The organism is Halarchaeum acidiphilum MH1-52-1 (assembly GCF_000474235.1).
GTDB lineage: Archaea > Halobacteriota > Halobacteria > Halobacteriales > Halobacteriaceae > Halarchaeum > Halarchaeum acidiphilum.
Genome location: NZ_BATA01000020.1, coordinates 19,449 through 35,179 on the forward strand (window position 1 = coordinate 19,449; position 15,731 = coordinate 35,179).

At 69.3% G+C, this 15,731-nt stretch carries 16 protein-coding genes and 1 pseudogene; 8 read left to right on the forward strand and 9 right to left on the reverse strand.

Going from position 1 to position 15,731, the window contains the following annotated elements; translation table 11 throughout:
• The first annotated feature begins 140 nt into the window (after positions 1-140).
• The 5 genes from AOZ13_RS05395 to AOZ13_RS05415 all read left to right on the forward strand — a co-directional run bounded on the left by AOZ13_RS05395 (position 141) and on the right by AOZ13_RS05415 (position 5,632).
• Positions 141-1,892: a flavin monoamine oxidase family protein gene (locus AOZ13_RS05395; RefSeq protein ID WP_049933873.1), complete on the forward strand. Its 1,752-nt coding sequence runs from the start codon at positions 141-143 to the stop codon at positions 1,890-1,892.
• Between the two features lie 183 nt (positions 1,893-2,075).
• Positions 2,076-2,711, forward strand: a complete 636-nt coding sequence (locus AOZ13_RS05400; protein WP_020222584.1) for a 50S ribosomal protein L1 — start codon at positions 2,076-2,078, stop codon at positions 2,709-2,711.
• 1 nt (position 2,712) lies between these two features.
• Entirely contained in the window at positions 2,713-3,759 is a 1,047-nt protein-coding gene (locus tag AOZ13_RS05405; RefSeq protein ID WP_020222583.1) for a 50S ribosomal protein L10, read from the forward strand.
• 27 nt (positions 3,760-3,786) lie between these two features.
• Complete coding sequence (gene rpl12p / locus AOZ13_RS05410) at positions 3,787-4,134, forward strand: 50S ribosomal protein P1 (RefSeq protein WP_021780031.1); 348 nt, start codon at positions 3,787-3,789, stop codon at positions 4,132-4,134.
• A 250-nt stretch (positions 4,135-4,384) separates the two neighbouring features.
• On the forward strand, positions 4,385-5,632 hold the full coding sequence (locus AOZ13_RS05415) for a tripartite tricarboxylate transporter permease (RefSeq protein ID WP_021780032.1): 1,248 nt from the start codon (positions 4,385-4,387) through the stop codon (positions 5,630-5,632).
• Here the strand turns inward: AOZ13_RS05415 and corA are convergent.
• From corA to AOZ13_RS05435, 5 genes are all read right to left on the reverse strand, one after another.
• Positions 5,629-6,609 carry a magnesium/cobalt transporter CorA gene (gene corA / locus AOZ13_RS05420; protein WP_020222282.1) on the reverse strand — a complete coding sequence of 327 codons (981 nt, stop codon included), beginning with the start codon at positions 6,607-6,609 and terminating at the stop codon, positions 5,629-5,631. The genes AOZ13_RS05415 and corA overlap by 4 nt on opposite strands.
• Positions 6,606-6,776: a hypothetical protein gene (locus tag AOZ13_RS14410; protein ID WP_020222281.1), complete on the reverse strand. Its 171-nt coding sequence runs from the start codon at positions 6,774-6,776 to the stop codon at positions 6,606-6,608. Before AOZ13_RS14410 ends, corA begins: the two co-directional genes overlap by 4 nt.
• 50 nt (positions 6,777-6,826) lie before the next feature.
• Complete coding sequence (locus tag AOZ13_RS05425) at positions 6,827-7,474, reverse strand: DUF6517 family protein (protein ID WP_020222280.1); 648 nt, start codon at positions 7,472-7,474, stop codon at positions 6,827-6,829.
• Between the two features lie 45 nt (positions 7,475-7,519).
• Complete coding sequence (gene cysS / locus AOZ13_RS05430) at positions 7,520-8,998, reverse strand: cysteine--tRNA ligase (protein WP_020222279.1); 1,479 nt, start codon at positions 8,996-8,998, stop codon at positions 7,520-7,522.
• Positions 8,999-9,071: 73 nt separating this feature from the next.
• A complete protein-coding gene (locus AOZ13_RS05435) occupies positions 9,072-9,569 on the reverse strand; it encodes a DUF7523 family protein (RefSeq protein ID WP_021780034.1) in 498 nt (165 codons plus the stop codon).
• Positions 9,570-9,672: 103 nt separating this feature from the next.
• Here AOZ13_RS05435 and AOZ13_RS05440 point away from each other — a divergent pair, with 103 nt between their 5' ends.
• Together AOZ13_RS05440 and AOZ13_RS05445 are read left to right on the forward strand one after the other, a co-directional pair.
• Positions 9,673-10,551, forward strand: a complete 879-nt coding sequence (locus AOZ13_RS05440) for a CbiX/SirB N-terminal domain-containing protein (protein WP_020221164.1) — start codon at positions 9,673-9,675, stop codon at positions 10,549-10,551.
• Between the two features lie 2 nt (positions 10,552-10,553).
• The gene (locus tag AOZ13_RS05445; RefSeq protein WP_020221165.1) at positions 10,554-11,690 is read left to right on the forward strand and encodes a DR2241 family protein; all 1,137 of its coding nucleotides are present in this window, start codon (positions 10,554-10,556) and stop codon (positions 11,688-11,690) included.
• On the opposite strand, the gene AOZ13_RS05450 is transcribed toward AOZ13_RS05445, so the two are convergent.
• From AOZ13_RS05450 to AOZ13_RS05460, 3 genes and pseudogenes are all read right to left on the reverse strand, one after another.
• The gene (locus tag AOZ13_RS05450; protein ID WP_020221166.1) at positions 11,687-12,235 is read right to left on the reverse strand and encodes a DUF7524 family protein; all 549 of its coding nucleotides are present in this window, start codon (positions 12,233-12,235) and stop codon (positions 11,687-11,689) included. The genes AOZ13_RS05445 and AOZ13_RS05450 overlap by 4 nt on opposite strands.
• 55 nt (positions 12,236-12,290) lie before the next feature.
• A complete protein-coding gene (locus tag AOZ13_RS05455; RefSeq protein ID WP_020221167.1) occupies positions 12,291-12,485 on the reverse strand; it encodes a methytransferase partner Trm112 in 195 nt (64 codons plus the stop codon).
• A 301-nt stretch (positions 12,486-12,786) separates the two neighbouring features.
• Positions 12,787-14,149: pseudogene (locus tag AOZ13_RS05460) on the reverse strand (adenylosuccinate synthase).
• A 230-nt stretch (positions 14,150-14,379) separates the two neighbouring features.
• Here AOZ13_RS05460 and AOZ13_RS05465 point away from each other — a divergent pair.
• Positions 14,380-14,685 carry a hypothetical protein gene (locus AOZ13_RS05465; protein ID WP_021780036.1) on the forward strand — a complete coding sequence of 102 codons (306 nt, stop codon included), beginning with the start codon at positions 14,380-14,382 and terminating at the stop codon, positions 14,683-14,685.
• On the opposite strand, the gene AOZ13_RS14180 is transcribed toward AOZ13_RS05465, so the two are convergent.
• The coding region (locus AOZ13_RS14180; RefSeq protein WP_449404297.1) for a DUF7527 domain-containing protein at positions 14,682-15,731 on the reverse strand (1,050 nt) is incomplete at its 5' end. The two genes, AOZ13_RS05465 and AOZ13_RS14180, sit on opposite strands and share 4 nt — an antisense overlap.

The following is a 15,731-nucleotide window of genomic DNA, read 5'->3' on the forward strand; positions in this document are numbered from 1 at the left end:
AGGAGCGCGTTCGTATGGGATCCAAGGAGAGAGCCGCACCGTTCACGGCGGGGAGGATGGCACGGTGGGGAGAATGGCACGGCGGAGAGGATGGCACGGTGGGGAGTACGCTGAAAGGCCTCCCGGCCGTCGGCTCCGCTATGCCCGATCCCGACTCCCTGTCCCGCGGCTCGGACGCGCTCCGCACCGCGGTGCGCCGGCGCCTCGCGGCGGGCCGCACCCCGGATCACGAGGTCGACGTCGCCGTCGTCGGCGGCGGTCCCGGCGGTCTCTACGCGGCGTACCGCCTCGTGACGAGCGACGAGACCCCGTACGGTCCCGGTGACGTCGACCTGTTCGAGCGCTCCGATCGCCTCGGCGGTCGCCTCGACTCCATCAGACCGGCGGGGCTGGAGGACGCCGGCGAACTCGGCGGGATGCGGTTCAAGCCCGAGAGCCACCGCATCGTGAACGCCCTCGCTACGGACGTCTTCGCGGACGAACTCGACGTCGTGGACTTCCCGATGGGTGACCCGGCGAACCACCTCTGCTACCTCCGCGGACAGCGCTTTCGCGCGGACGCGTGGGAGCGCGCGCAAGCGGCCGACGAGCGCTTCGAGACGCGCTACGCTCTCGACGACGCGCACGCGGGGTTGAGTCCGGGCCAACTCTTCCGGAAGGTCATCTACGACGTTCTCAACGCGGATCCGTGGTTCCGCGAGTCGTACGGCGAGCGGATCGAGCGCGAGAGCGAATCCGAGCACCACGTCACGCTCGATCGACGCGAGTGGCACGACGTCGAGCGCCACCTCACCTACGAGTTCGCGGGCCCGTACGAGGGGACGCCGCTTCGCGACCTCGGGATGTGGACGGTACTGGAGGATCGAATCGGCCACGAAGGCTACGAGTTCCTCACGGACGCCGAGGGGTACGACGCGCTCACGGCGAACTGGAACGCCGCGCACGCGATGGCCGACGTCGCGCTCGACTTCGCGAGCGACCCGGACTTCCGGACGCTCGACGGGGGATTCGATCGCCTCCCGTACGCGCTCGCCGACGCCCTCCTCGCGCGCGGCAGCACGATACGGACCCGATCCGAACTCCGCGGGATCCGCGAGACGCCGGACGCGGGGCGCCGCTACGCGCTCGCGCTCGCCGATCGCGCGGACGGGAACGCGACGTGGACGGTGGGGACCGATCGCGTCGTCCTCGCGCTCCCGCGGCGCGCGCTCGACCGCCTCGACCGACGCGGCCCGCTCGACGGCGGGGCGTTCCGCCGCAATCTCGGGGCCGTCATCGCGCAGCCCGCGCTGAAGCTCCTCCTCGCGTTCGACGAACCGTGGTGGGAGCGCGAGTTCGCCGCGGACGCGGGCGCGTCCGTCACCGACCTCCCGATCCGCCAGTGCTACTACTTCGGGACGAACGACGCCGACGAGCGCTCGCTCTTCCTCGCGAGCTACGACGACGAGCGCGCCGTCTCCTTCTGGGCGGACCTCGCGGACGACACGACGCGCGGCGAACCCCGACCCGCGGATCCCGGCATCGACGCGAACGCGAACGAACTCGAAGCGACCGACGCGCCTGACGTGATGGTCGAGACGGCGATGGCGCAGGTCGAGGAACTCCACGGCGTCGACCTCCCCGAGCCGTACGCGGCCTACTACAAGAACTGGGGAAAAGACCCGTACGGCGCGGGCTACAACCACTGGAAGCCCGACTTCGACGTCGGCGAGGTGATGGCGTTCATGCGCCGTCCGGATCCGGCGCACGACGTCCACGTCGTCGGGTCGGCGTACTCCGGGCGGCAGGGCTGGGTCGAGGGAGCGCTCTGTACCGCGGAGAAAACAGTTCAGGAGTCGTTCGGGGCGTCCCGGCCGGCGTGGCTCGACGACGACTACTACCTCGGGCCGTAGGCACCCGAACGGGTGCCCTCCCGTCCGAACGCGGCCGTCCGTGTCCGCGATCACCACATGCGACCGGTGGAACGACGCTTTTATGCGTCGGATCCCCCTCCGTACAGAGGAGACAGGCGTAGCCTGTTTCACTGACCCGTAGAAGCCCCCCTGACGGGGGCAGACACACTACGGAGGTGAAAGATGGCAGACAACATAGAAGAGGCAGTCGCGAACGCGATCGAGGAGGCCCCGCCGCGGAATTTCCGTGAGACGGTGGACCTCGCGATCAACCTCCGTGACCTCGACCTCAACGACCCGTCGAATCGTGTCGACGAGAGCGTCGTGCTGCCGTCGGGCACCGGACAGGAGACCCAGATCGTCGTGTTCGCCGAAGGTGAGACGGCCGTGCGCGCCGAAGACGTCGCAGACGACGTCCTCGGTGGCGACGAGCTCGAAGACCTCGGTGACAACGACGACGAAGCGAAGGACCTCGCCGACGAGACCGACTTCTTCATCGCGGAAGCGTCCCTGATGCAGGATATCGGTCGCTATCTCGGTACGGTCCTCGGTCCCCGCGGGAAGATGCCGACCCCGCTCCAGCCCGACGACGACGTCGTCGAGACCGTCAACCGCATGAAGAACACCGTGCAGCTCCGCTCGCGCGACCGACGCACCTTCCACACCCGCGTCGGTGCCGAGGACATGAACGCGGAGGAGATCGCGTCGAACATCGACGTGATCGTCCGCCGACTGCACGCGAACCTCGAGAAAGGCCCGCTGAACGTCGACTCCATCTACGTGAAGACGACGATGGGTCCGTCCGTGGAGGTGGCCTGAGATGTCCGCAGAGTCCGAGCGCACCACCGAGACGATCCCCGAGTGGAAGAAGGAGGAGGTCGCGGAACTCACCGAGTTCCTCCGCTCCTACGACTCCGTCGGCGTCGTCAACGTCGCGGGAATCCCCTCGCGCCAGCTGCAGGACATGCGTCGCGATCTGCACGGGAGCGCCGAACTCCGGATGAGCCGGAACACGCTCCTCTCGCGCGCGCTCGATGAGGTCGACGACGGCCTCGAACAGCTCACCGAGTTCCTCAGCGGACAGGTCGGGCTCGTCGGAACGAACGACAACCCGTTCGGTCTCTACAAGGAACTCGAAGCGTCGAAGACGCCCGCGCCCATCAACGCGGGCGAGGTCGCCCCGAACGACATCGTCGTCCCCGAGGGCGACACCGGAATCGACCCCGGTCCGTTCGTCGGCGAACTCCAGCAGATCGGTGCCGACGCGCGCATTCAGGAGGGCTCCATTCAGGTGCTCTCCGACTCCGTCGTCACCGACGAGCGCGACGTCGTCTCCGACGACGTCGCGAACGTCCTCGGCGAACTCGGTATCGAGCCGAAGGAGGTCGGTCTCGACCTCCGGAGCGTCTACAGCGAGGGCGTCCTCTTCGATCCCGAGGACCTCGCGATCGACGTTGATGAGTACCGCGCGGACATCCAGTCCGCCGCCGCCTCGGCGCGCAACCTCTCCATCAACGCCGACTACCCGACCGCCGCCACCGTCCCGGACATGCTCCGCAAGGCGTCCGGCGAGGCGAAGAGCGTCGGTCTCGAGGCCGCGATCGAGAGCCCCGACCTGATGGACGACCTCGTCAGCACGGCAGACGCGCAGGTCCGCGCGCTCGCCGCCAACATCGACGACGAGGACGCGCTCCCCGAGGAGCTCCGCGGCGTGGAAGCGCCCGCGGAGTCCGCGGAGTCCGCAGAGGAGACCGAGGAAGAACCGGAAGCCGACGAGACCGAGGACGAAGCCGAGTCCGAGGAGCCCGAAGACGAGGGCGACGAGGACGGCGGCGCGGAAGGCCTCGGCAACATGTTCGGCGACTAACTGACACACTCACAACACCCCAGAACAATGGAATACGTTTACGCTGCGCTCATCCTGAACGAATCGGGCGAAGAGATCAACGAGGACAACGTCACGGCCGTGCTCGATGCCGCCGGCGTCGACGTCGAGGAGTCCCGCGTCAAGGCCCTCGTCGCCGCGCTGGAGGACGTCGATATCGAGGAAGCCGTCGAGTCCGCCGCGGCCGTCCCGGCTGCCGGTGCGGCCGGTGGTGCCGCGTCCGGCGGCGCCGAGGAGGCCGAGGAGGAAGAGGCCGGCGAGGAGGAAGAGGAAGCCGAAGCCGCAGAAGAAGAGGAAGAGGCCGGCGAGGAGGAAGAGGAAGCCTCCGGCGAAGGTCTCGGCGACCTCTTCGGCTAACGACGCGACACACGAATCCACGCTTTTTCTTCGACGCAATAACGGGATAGCGACGGCGCCGCGCAGGGCGCGAGCGACGAACGGAAACGTGCCTCGACGCACGAGTCCTGCTCGTCGCGACGCGACAGAGCGGGATCGCTGTGCGTCCGCACGCGGGCACGACGCCCCCATCTCACACTCACCCCCTCGAACGCTCGGCGACGAGAGCGACGCGCCGGTTCAAATACCGTGACGGGTCCATTCGAGAGCGATGTACGCGTTCGGCGTCCGCGTCGCCCTCGTCCCGCCGTCGACGGCGTCGTACCTCGGATTCGTCGCGCTCGGCGTGCTGTTGGGCGCCTGCTCGGGGCTGACGCCGGGTCTCCACGTGAACACGCTGGCCCTCCTGCTCGCGGCCGCGACGCCCGACCTGCCGGGGCCGGCGCGCGGCATCGGAATCGCCGTCCTCACCGCGGGCGTCGTCCACTCGACGCTCGACGTCGTGCCGGCGCTCGCGCTCGGCGTGCCCGACGCGGCGATGGCGCCGTCGACGCTCCCCGGTCATCGCCTCGTCCTCGCTGGACGCGGTCGCGAGGCGCTCCGGCTCTCGGCGCTCGGGAGCGGCGGGGCCGCCCTGTTCGCGTGTCTCCTCGGCTGGCCCGTCACCGCGCTCGTCCGCCCGCTCGCGCCCGCCGTTCGCGCGCACCTCCCGATTCTCCTCGCCGTCGTCGTGGCCTTCCTCGTGCTCACGGAGCCGACGCGGCGACGCCGGATCGGTGCCTGCGTCGCGTTCGCGCTCAGCGGTGGCTTCGGTCTCGTCACGCTCGACCTCCCGACGCACGCGCTCCTCGGCGACGGCGACCTCTTGATGCCGGCGTTCGCGGGGCTGTTCGGACTTCCGGTGGTACTCGCGGCCGCGCGGGGCGGCGGCCCACCCCCGCAGGACGACGCGACCGTGATGACGTCGAAGCGGGCGACGCTGCTGGCGGCGTTCGCCGGCGCCGTCGCGGGCGCGGCGGTGAGCTACGTCTCCGGGGTGTCGAGTGCCGTCGCGGCCGTTGTCGCGCTCGCGGCGCTCCCACGCCGCGAGGGAGCGGACGGGGACCGAGCGTTCATCGTCGCGACGAGCGGCGTCAACACGAGCAACACGATGCTCGCGCTGTTCGCGTTCGTCGCGCTCGGCGACGCGCACACCGGCGTCGTCGTCGCGCTCGATCGGAGCGCCGCCCCGCTCGACCTCCCGCTCTACGTCGTCTGTTGCCTCCTCGCGGCGGCGGTGGCCGTGCTCCTCGTCGTCCCTGTCGGAGAGCGCTACCTCGCCGCGGCCGCGGCGCTTCCGACGCCGTGGGTCTGTGCGGGCGCGTGCGCGCTCGTCTGCTGTCTCGCGATCGCTCTTGCCGGTCCCGTCGGTCTCGTCGTCCTCCTCGGTGCGACGGTGCTCGGGTTCGTCCCTCCGTATTTCGGCGCGCGACGCGTCCACCTGATGGGGGTGCTCGTCGTTCCGCTCCTCCTCGCCTAGAGCCAGTGCTCGCGCCGGAAGTACCAGAGGAGGATCAGGGAGACGGCTCCCATACCGACCATCACGGCCGGATACCCGTACTGCCACGCGAGCTCGGGCATGTTCCACGGGGTATCGGAGAAATTCATCCCGAATATCCCGACGACGAGCGTGAGCGGGAGGACGATCGTGGCGACGACAGTGAGCTTCTTCATCACCTCGTTCGTGCTCATCGAGAGCGTGTTGAGGTAGATGTCGCGTGCGCCCCCCGCGAGATCGCGGTAGGTCTCCACGAGATCGACCTGCTGGACGAGGTGGTCGTAGACGTCGCGGTAGTACTTCTCCGTGACCGACTGGATCTGTGGGGGATCGCCCCGCGAGAGGACGGCGACGGCGTCGCGGGTCGGCCAGAGGAGTTTGCGGAGGGCGAGCAGTTCGCGTCGGGCGTCGTTGATCTCTTCGAGGACGTCTTCGTCGGTCTCATCGAGGACGGTGTCCTCGACGTATTCGAGGCGGTCCTCGACGTCGTCGAGCGCGTCGAAGTAGTCGTCGACGACGGCGTCGACGATCCGGTACGCGGCGAAGTCCGGGCCGCGCTGGAGGGCGCGGTCGTCCTCGCGCTGGACGACCGCCCACGCGCGCTCGACGGCGGTGCAGTCGCCGGTCGTGTACGTGACGAGCCAGTCGTCGCCGACGAAGAGTCCGACCGGGTTTGTGAGGAGTTCGCCGCGAAAGGGGGTGTCGCCGCTCGCGAGGCGCGCGGCCTTCACGAGGACGAACGTGTGATCGCTGAACTCCTCGACCTTCGGGCGGACGTCCTTCTGCACGTCCTCGACGGCGAGCGGGTGGAGTCCGCAGACCTCGGCGACGCGTTCGAGTTCCTCGGCCGCCGGATCACTCACGCGGAACCACGTCGTGCCGGTGGCGTCCTTCGCGGTTTCGAGGTCGTCGTACGCGGTGATGCCGCCGGCGGCGTAGACGACGGCGGCGAGCGTCATTCGCGCCCCCCGACGAGGCGCCCCTCGCTGATCGCGCAGATCGTGATTCCGACCATGACGGCGGTGATGGCGAACGCGCGTCCGGGGTACGGGTGGAGGACGCCCGCGACGTACGCGGCGATCCCGAGCGCGCTGAGCGCGAGACCGACCCCGGCGGTCCGATGCATACGCCGAGGCTCGCCCGGCCGATGGAAAAGCGTTCCGTCGCGCTCGCTCCCTAGTCGTCGCCGTCCGCGTGCTCGACCCCGTGGATGAGCGTCCGGACGTGCTGGGACTCCGTGTCGTCGATCCGCTGGGGGTAGACGGCGACGGCGAGGACGTAGTCGTCGCCGACCTGCACGCGCGTCACGTGGACGTAGACGTCCACCGACTGCCCGCCGACGAGTTCGGCCTGCGCGCTGAACTTCCCGACGGTGGTGTTCTGCCCGAGCATCGTCGTCGAGTAGTTCCCGACGTGCTGGACGTCGTCGATGCTCTGGTAGCGCGACTGGAGCATCATCACGATCCGCTCGCGGGAGTAGTCGCCGATCGGATTGAACGACTTCCCGAGGACGTCCACCTGCGGCGTGGCGACGACGCTGAACACCGCGGCGCGCTGCGAGCCCAGCGGCCCGAGGTCGATCGCGCGGTCGTACTGCGCGATCCAGTTCGTCACCGTCACCGTCTTCGACTGGCCGGCCGCGCTGACGTTTCGGGTGATCACGGACTGGTTCACCGACTGTTCCTGATAGTGCGTCTCGGAGAGCGTCTGCTCGCCGACCGTGGCCTTCTTCGCGCTGAACGTCACCGGCCCGGAGAGCATCGAACACCCCGCGAACGAGACGAGCAACAGGACTCCCGCGACCGCGAAGAGTCGTCGTCGCATCTCTGCGCCGACCTACACTGCTCTCCGGAAAAAAGACACCGGCCGTCAGAGCCGATACGTCGGTCCGTTGTCAGTATCTTCGACCGTCACGTCGAGCGCCTCTAGCTCGTCCCGAAGCCGGTCTGCGCGCTCGTACTCGCCCGCCTCCCGCGCGTCCTCCCTGAGATCTAACACGAGTTCGACGAGGTCCTCGGTGAGCGTGACGTCGCCGCCCGCCTCGCCGCCGAAGGAGAAGCCGAGGACGCCGCCACCGTACGTCTCGAACGTCTCGACGGCCGACTTGAGACCGCGATAGTCGTACGCGTCGCGCTCCGCGAGATGGACGTTGACAGCGGAGACGAGATCGGAGAGCGCGCTCAGCGCCTCGCGGGTGTTGAAGTCGTCGTTCATCGCCGCCTCGAAGTCCGCGGCGACGGCGTCGCACGCCGCGCGGAGATCGCCGTCCTCGACCTTCGTGTGGGCGTCGACGCCGTCCAGCGCGGCGACGGCGTCGTCGTAACACCGCGAGAGGCGCCCCCAGCGCTCGACCGCCTCGTCGATGGCTTCCTCCGAGTACGTCTGCCGGCTGTTGTAGGTCCCCGAGACCATGAAGAGCCGGAGGGCGTCCGCGCCGTACTCCGCGACGGCGTCCGTGACGGTGACGAAGTTGCCGAGGCTCGAACTCATCTTCTCCTCGTCCATCTCGAAGAGCGCGCAGTGGAGCCAGTAGTTCGCGAACGTGTGTCCGGTCGCGGCCTCCGACTGGGCGATCTCGTTTTCGTGGTGCGGGAAGACGAGGTCGCGCCCGCCGACGTGGATGTCGAGCGTCTCGCCGAGGTGCGCCATGCTCATCGCCGAGCACTCGATGTGCCAGCCGGGCCGACCCTCGCCCCACGGCGACTCCCACGTCTGGCCCTCGGGGTGGGCGGGCGTCCCCGGGTGGTCGCGGCCGCGGTGGTCGGCGATCGCGTCCGCGTCGACCCCCCCGGCCTTCCAGAGCGCGAAATCCGCGGGGTGGCGCTTCTCCGAACGCTCCTCGGGATCCCCCTGCTCCTCGATGCTCTCCAACCGCTGATTCGAGAGCGTCCCGTACTCCTCGAAGGTCGTGACGTCGAAGTAGACGGAGCCGTTGGACTCGTAGGCGTGGCCGGTCTCCACCAGCGTCTCCACGAGGTCGATGATCTCGGGGATGTGCTCGGAGACGCGCGGGCGGACCTCGGTGCGTTCGAGGTTCAGCGCGCGCATCGAGTCGAGGATCTCGCCGATGTAGTGCTCTGCGACCTCGTTCTCGTCGTCGCCGTCGCGTCCGACGCGCGCGACGATCTTCTCGTTCACGTCCGTGAGGTTCTCGACGTGATGGACGTCGTACCCCGAGAACCGGAGCCACCGACTCATCACGTCGACGTGGACCCACGAGCGGGCGTGTCCGAGGTGCGGGGGGTCCGAGGTCGTCAGCCCGCAGTAGTAGAGGCGGACGTCGTCGGGGTCCTCGGGGACGAACTCCTCGGTCTCGCCGGAGAGCGTGTTGTGCACGCGCAGCGTCATGGTCGCCGGATAGGGCGACCCCGGTGGTTAAACCATCGCTCTCTCCCGCGGGTGACGCGAGCCGCATCCCCGTTCACGTCGGCACGTCGTCGAGCGCGGCCTCCACCGCACGCAGGGCGTCGGGACCGTCGCGGCGCGCCACGACGACGAGCAGGCCGTCGCCCGCGACGCCCGCCGCCTCGACGGCCACGTCGGACACGTCGAATCGATCGAGGACCGCCCCGAGCGCCGCCGCGTCAACGTCACCGACGGCGAGCACGCCCGTCAGCGTGCCCTCGCCGGCCCCGAAGCCGACGCCGTTGACGGTGAGGAGGGCGTCGCCACCCGCGTCGGTGCGCCCCAGTCCGCTCTCCACCGTGACGCGGACGTCCCGTGCCTCCGTCCCGTATCCATCGAGGTCGTCCGCGTATCGGCGCAGCGCCGTCGCCGCCGCCTCGACGTCGTCCTCCCCTCCGAGTCCGAGGAAGCGGGCCGCGGCCGCGTGGTTCACGACGCCGGCGCGCAGCGCCGTCACGAGGAACGGGTGATCGCGCAGCGCCGCTCTCGCGCTCTCCGCGAGCGTCTCCGTCATATCCGCGAACAGGTCGGGCGGGAGGTTAACCGTTCGTGATACGCCCGCGTCGGGGCGGGAACAGACGGTGGCCCTAAGGTCGGGGCGCGCGTACGCGTGAGCGATGCAGGCGCTCGTCATTGTCGCGCACGGCTCGCACCTCAATCCGGGAGCGAGCGAACCGACGTTCGCACACGCCGACACGATCCGCGCGACCGGCGCGTTCGACGAGGTGCGCGAGTCATTCTGGAAGGAGGAGCCGTCGTTTCGCGAGGTGCTTCGCACCCTCGACTCCGAGGCGGTGTACGTCGTCCCGCTGTTCGTCTCCGAGGGCTACTTCACCGAGCGCGTCATCCCGCGCGAACTCCGCCTCGACGGATGGGACGTCGAGGACTGGGACTCCGACGGCACCGACGCCGATCACGTCGCGCTCGACGCGGCCGACGTCGAGAAGACCGTCCACTACTGCGGTCCCGTCGGCACGCACGACGCGATGAGCGACGTCATCGTCGAGCGCGCACGCTCGATCACCGGCCGCGATGACCTCACCGACTTCGGTCTCGCCGTCGTCGGCCACGGCACCGAGCGCAACGAGAACTCCGCGAAGGCGATCCACCACCACGCCGATCGGCTCCGACAGAGCGGTCTCTTCGCGGCGGTGGGGGCGGTGTTCATGGACGAGGAACCCGCGGTCGACGACGTCGCGACCCGCTTCGAAACGGACGACGTCGTCGTCGTCCCGCTGTTCGTCGCCGACGGCTACCACACGCGCGAGGACATCCCGGAGGACGTGGGTCTCACAGAGGACTACCGCGAGGGATACGACGTCCCGACGGCCGTGGACGACGTCCGCATCTGGTACGCGGGCGCTGTCGGCACCGAACCGCTCGTCGCCGACGTCATCCTCGAACGCGCGGCCGACGCGGGCGCGGACGTCGCGGCGGCCATCGAGACCGTCCGCGAGCGGACGCGGACCGACGCCGACGCGACCGCGGGGGACTGACGATGGCGAGCGACGTCGCCGCCCTGCTGGACGCGGCCGCGGACGGCATCGACTTCGACGGACTCGTCGTCGAGGACACCACCTACGGCTATCGCTTCGAGACGCCCGATGTCTCCGAGCGCGGCATCGACGCGAGCGAACTCGCCGCGCTCGCCGACGGCGACCCCTACGTCGCGAACTGGCGATACTGGGCGGAGACCGTCGGCGGCCGCGGCACCGCACGTCGGGCCTTCCTCCGGTGGATCGAAGGCGCGGGCGACGGCGCCGACGGGGACGGAGGCGGTGACGACAGCCGATGTGACGACAGCCGATGTGACGACGCGGACGGAAGCGAGCGTGGCGACGATCCGCGCCGCCGCCTCGCCGACCTCCGCGACGGCGGCCGTATTCGTGCGTGGGGCGAACTCCGACTGCGCGTCCGACTCACTGATGCGGGAGCCGAGCGCGTCTACGACGTCCGCCACCGCGACGACGCGGACGCCGATCCCCGAGACCTCGACGACCACCGCGACCCGCTCGACGCCCGCGACCTCGTCAAGTACGACGATGACGGTCGGTATCGGCCGCTCTCGACCGCGCCCTCGCTCCCGCACGGGTGGCGCTTCGTCGGTCTCGACGGCGACGCGCTCGTCGACACCGTGGACTTCGTCTATCCGGCGACGGTGGCCAACTGGCACCGCGAGCGCGAGGGCCGACTCGACGTCACGCACTGGCGCGAGACCGCGGCGCGACAGACCGGCATCTACGATCTCGTCTCCGACCTCCCGACCGACGCGCTCGCGTGGGCCACCGAGGCCTGCTGCGCGGACAGCCAGTGCCTGAAGCGCCGCGCGTGGGACCACGACGCCGAGACCGAACTCGACGTCCCGCGCGGCGACGGCGAGTTCCCCTGTCGCGAACCCTGCTCGCTCTTCATCGCCGCGGCGCGCGAGTTCACGCAGCTCGAAGGCGAACCCGAGGAGACGTACGACCTCCGCCTCACGGAGAGAGAGTTCGATCAGCTCGGCGAGCTCGTCGACGCCGTCGCGGACGACCGACTCGACGAGATCCGCGAAGCCGACTTCGACGAGGGAGCGAACCGCTATCGGGCGCGCTACCTCCGCGCGAAACGCGGCGCCGACCTCGGCGTCGAGCGCTAGCGGAGCGCGTACCACGCGAGCGCACCGCAGACGACCGCGAACGCGGCCACCACGGCACCGACGAGTTCGCCGACGAAGAGGACGGCGAGCACCGCACAGACGAGACCGACGACCGCGACGGCGGCCGGGGCGAACGTCCGCAGTCCCGGCCCGTCCGCGTCGTCGTCACGCGTCGGGACCTCGCCGAGCGACTCGTCGACGTCGACGGTGTTCGGCGTCTCGCGCTCGACGATCCGGACGGGGACGTCGAGGCGCTCGGCGCCGTAGCCGGCGGTGATTTGGAGCGTGCCCTCGACGGGTCGCGGCCCCGGATCCCCGATGGAGACGGCGATGCGCTCGCGCGACTCCGGCGGCACGTAGTAGTTGCCGTCGACGAGAGTCGCGACCCGCGAGAGATCATCATCGGTGCGGACGTGGACGTGGCTCCCGGCGCCGTGATTGACGACCTCGACGTCGAACGACCCATCGGTCTCGAAGGGGACGGGCGACGCATTGAGCGCGTGCGCGTGGTCGCCGTTCAGGTCGACCGTGAGCGTCAGGGGCACGTTCTGACGGGGGAGACGACGGCCGACGGCAAAAAGCTTCGTCCCGCTCGGCGGTCTACGCCGGGGTCTCTTCGCGCATGTCCGGCGGCAGGAGGTTCGGGATACCGTCCTCGATCGGGTACGTCTCGCCGCAGTCCGCGCACGTCAGCGTTCCGGAGACGACCTCTCCGTCCTCCTCGCTCTCGACGTCGAGGTCGAGGTCGTGCTTGTCGAGCGGACAGCAGACGATGTCCATGAGGTCCCGCTTCATGAATCATGGATGGGCGGCGGCCACCCAAAAGCGTGCGGGTTCCGCCCGACCTTTTGCTGCGCTTGGCGCGCGGAGCGTGTCAGCGCTGGCAAAAGCCCGACCAAAAGCCCGGCGCTCCCCCTAACGGGGTCGCTTGGGCCTCGCGCTGGCGCGCGAGTGAGTCGTGCGATCCACGCGAACGACCGCGGGAGCGAGTGTGGATCAGTTGGAACCCCGTTCTCACGCGACGATCGGATCCTTCGGACCACTCGTCGCGCGAACACGGACCACGTGGGTTGTTCGGCCGACTGCTCGGCGTCGCCTATTCCTCGAACGGGTTCGTCCGCACGACCGTCTCCTCGCGGCCGGGACCGACGCCGAGCGCGTAGGCGGGCACGCCGAGTTCGTCCTCGACGTACTCGACGTAGGCGCGGGCCTCTGCGGGGAGGGCGTCGTAGCCCTCCGCGGCGACGGTCGCGGAGTCGAACTCGTCCCAGCCGTCGAAGGTCTCGAAGACGGGCTCGCAGGCCGCCCAGCGCTCCGTCGTCGCGGGTACCGTCTCGACCGTTTCGCCGTCGAGTTCGTAGGCGTCGCCGGCCTTCACTTCGTCGAGGCCGGCGAGCACGTCGAGGTGATTGATGACGACGCCCGAGAAGCCGTTCGCGCGCGTCGAGTGGCGCAGCATCGGGAGATCGAGCCACCCGACGCGGCGCGGGCGGCCCGTGACGGTGCCGTACTCGCCGCCCTCGTCGCGGATGTAGGCGCGAGCTCCTCGTCGCGACCCTCGCCCTTCGTGTAGCCGGGCGTGTCGCCCTCGACGCCACCGAGTTCGGTGGGGAGCGGCCCGCTCCCGACGCGCGTGAGGTAGCCCTTGACGATGCCGACGACGTCGCCCCCGCCGACGACGCTCGGACCGAGACCGGTGCCCGTCGCCGCGCCGCCCGCGGTCGGGTTCGAGGACGTGACGTAGGGGTAGTTGCCGTGGTCGATGTCGATGAGGGTGCCCTGTGCGCCCTCGAACATGACGTTCGCGTCCCGGTCGAGTTCGTCCGCGAGGAAGTCCCCCGCGTTCACGAGCATGCCTTCCTCGACGAGGCGCTCGGCGTACTCGCTGTACTCCTCGTAGAGCGCGTCGACGTCGAACGCCTCGTCCGTCTCGACGCCGAAGACGTCCTCGGCGAGCGCGCGCTTCTGCGGGACGACGTACTCGAGCTTCTCGCGGAGCACCTCGTCGTCCTCGAGGTCGCCGACGCGAATACCGCGACGGCCGGCCTTGTCCTCGTAGGTCGGGCCGATGCCGCGTCCGGTCGTGCCAACCTCCTCGCCCTCCTCGCTCTTGGCATCCTCCTCGATGCGTCGAGGACGCGGTGATACGGGAAGATGACGTGCGCGCGACGCGCGACGCGAACGTCGGGGTCGAGTCCGCGCTCTCGCAACGCGTCGATCTCCTCGAAGAGCGTGGCGGGATTGACGACGCAGCCGTTGCCGAGGACGCCGGTCTTGCCGCGGACGGCACCGCTCGGCACGAGGGAGAGCTTGTACTCCTCGCCCTCGTGCACGACGGTGTGGCCGGCGTTGTCGCCGCCCTGATAGCGGGCGACGACGTCGACGGCGTCGCCGAAGATGTCGACGACGCCGCCTTTGCCCTCGTCGCCCAACTGCGAGCCGACGATGGTGACGGTCATACGGCGGACGTTTCGCCCCCTCGGTGAAACCCGTTACGGTCCCGATCCCCGAAAATATACAGGGTCGTGCGTACGTCTCGGGATCTGACTCGTCTCGCTACCCACGAACGACGCCACTATCGCCGGCAGAAAGACGTATATCCTCCCCGTGTGAAACCGCGGTACACGCCCGCATTGTCCGCGCCGTAGGACAACCTTTAAACGCTGGCCACGACAAGTTAACAAATGCCATGATAGACCGACTTGAGAAAGAGGTCGATATGCTCGAACGCCACCTCGAAGTGCTCCGAATGGTCATCGAGAACGAACCCATCGGGATCGTCAAGATGTCCAACGAGACGGGCTACCCGCACCACAAGGTCCGCTACTCCCTCCGCGTCCTCGAAGAGGAGAACCTCATCGAGCCGTCGAGTCAGGGTGCGATCACGACCGACCACACGCACGAGTTCGTCGAGGAACTCGACGAGAAGGTCGACGAGACCGTCACGAAGCTCGAATCGATGAAGATCGAGTCCCCCGCTGAAGCGGAGAGCTAGAGCCCGGGCACCGTCAAGTGGAACGACCCGTCACGGTCCTCCACGAGACAGAGGTGGTACCCCCGTTTGCGTGCGACTCTCACGTAACTCTCCTTCTCGCTCCGCCGTAGGATCCCCCCGCCTCCCGTCGCGTCGCTCGCCGTTTCCAGCGCCTCCGGCTCGAAGAACGACGCCGTGACGTAGAACGCCGCTGCCAGTGACTCCGTGCCATCGCGGACCGCCGACGCCGCCGCCGTCAGCGCCTCCATCTCCCCGCCCGTCACCGGATCCCGCGAGGTGTTCAGCGCCGCGACGATGAGCGGGTCGCCCATCCCGTCGCGCAACACCACGTCGAACGTCTCGCTGTGCGTCTCGCCGTCCGCGTCCGCGAACTCGACCGTCCCGTCGAACTCCGCGCGATCGATCTCGGGGACGGTCTCGTAGAGGTCGCTCAGCCCCGACTCGTGGCCGGTCTCCCGGATCTCGAACGGGAGGTCGCGAACGACCCACGAGACGAAGCGGTAGGGCGTCGACGACTCGAGGAACGTCCGATAGTCGTCGCCGCCGACCGTCGCGTCCGTCGCGTCGAAGCTCGTGTGGTGTTCGAGCCGGAGGTTGGCGTCGATCGCGTCCGGGTCCGGTTCGGTCTCGCTCAGCGCGTCCAGCGTCGGCTCCGCTTTCGACGCGTAGCGCACGAAGAGGTTCGTCCCCGAGAGCGCCGTCCCGGGATCGCGCTCCGTCTCGGGATCGACCGGTCCGCCCGCCGCCTCGAGGGCGGCCTCCAGTTCCGCGACGCGCTCCTCCAGCGTCGCCACCGACTCGCGCAGGTCGTCGCGCTCCGCTCGGAGGGAGTCGAGATCGCGTTCGCGCGCCTCGACCGCGTCCTCCGCGCTCGCCGCTCGCTCCTCCAGTTCCGCGACGCGCGCGTCGTATTCGGCGAGTCGCTCCTCGTACTCCTCGATTCGCGTCTCGCGCTCCGCGAGCGTCTCGCGCAACGCCGCGACGCGCTCTTCGCGCTCGGCCCCCGAGACGCCGCCCGCGTCGGCGTCGGTCGCACCGCTCTCGTC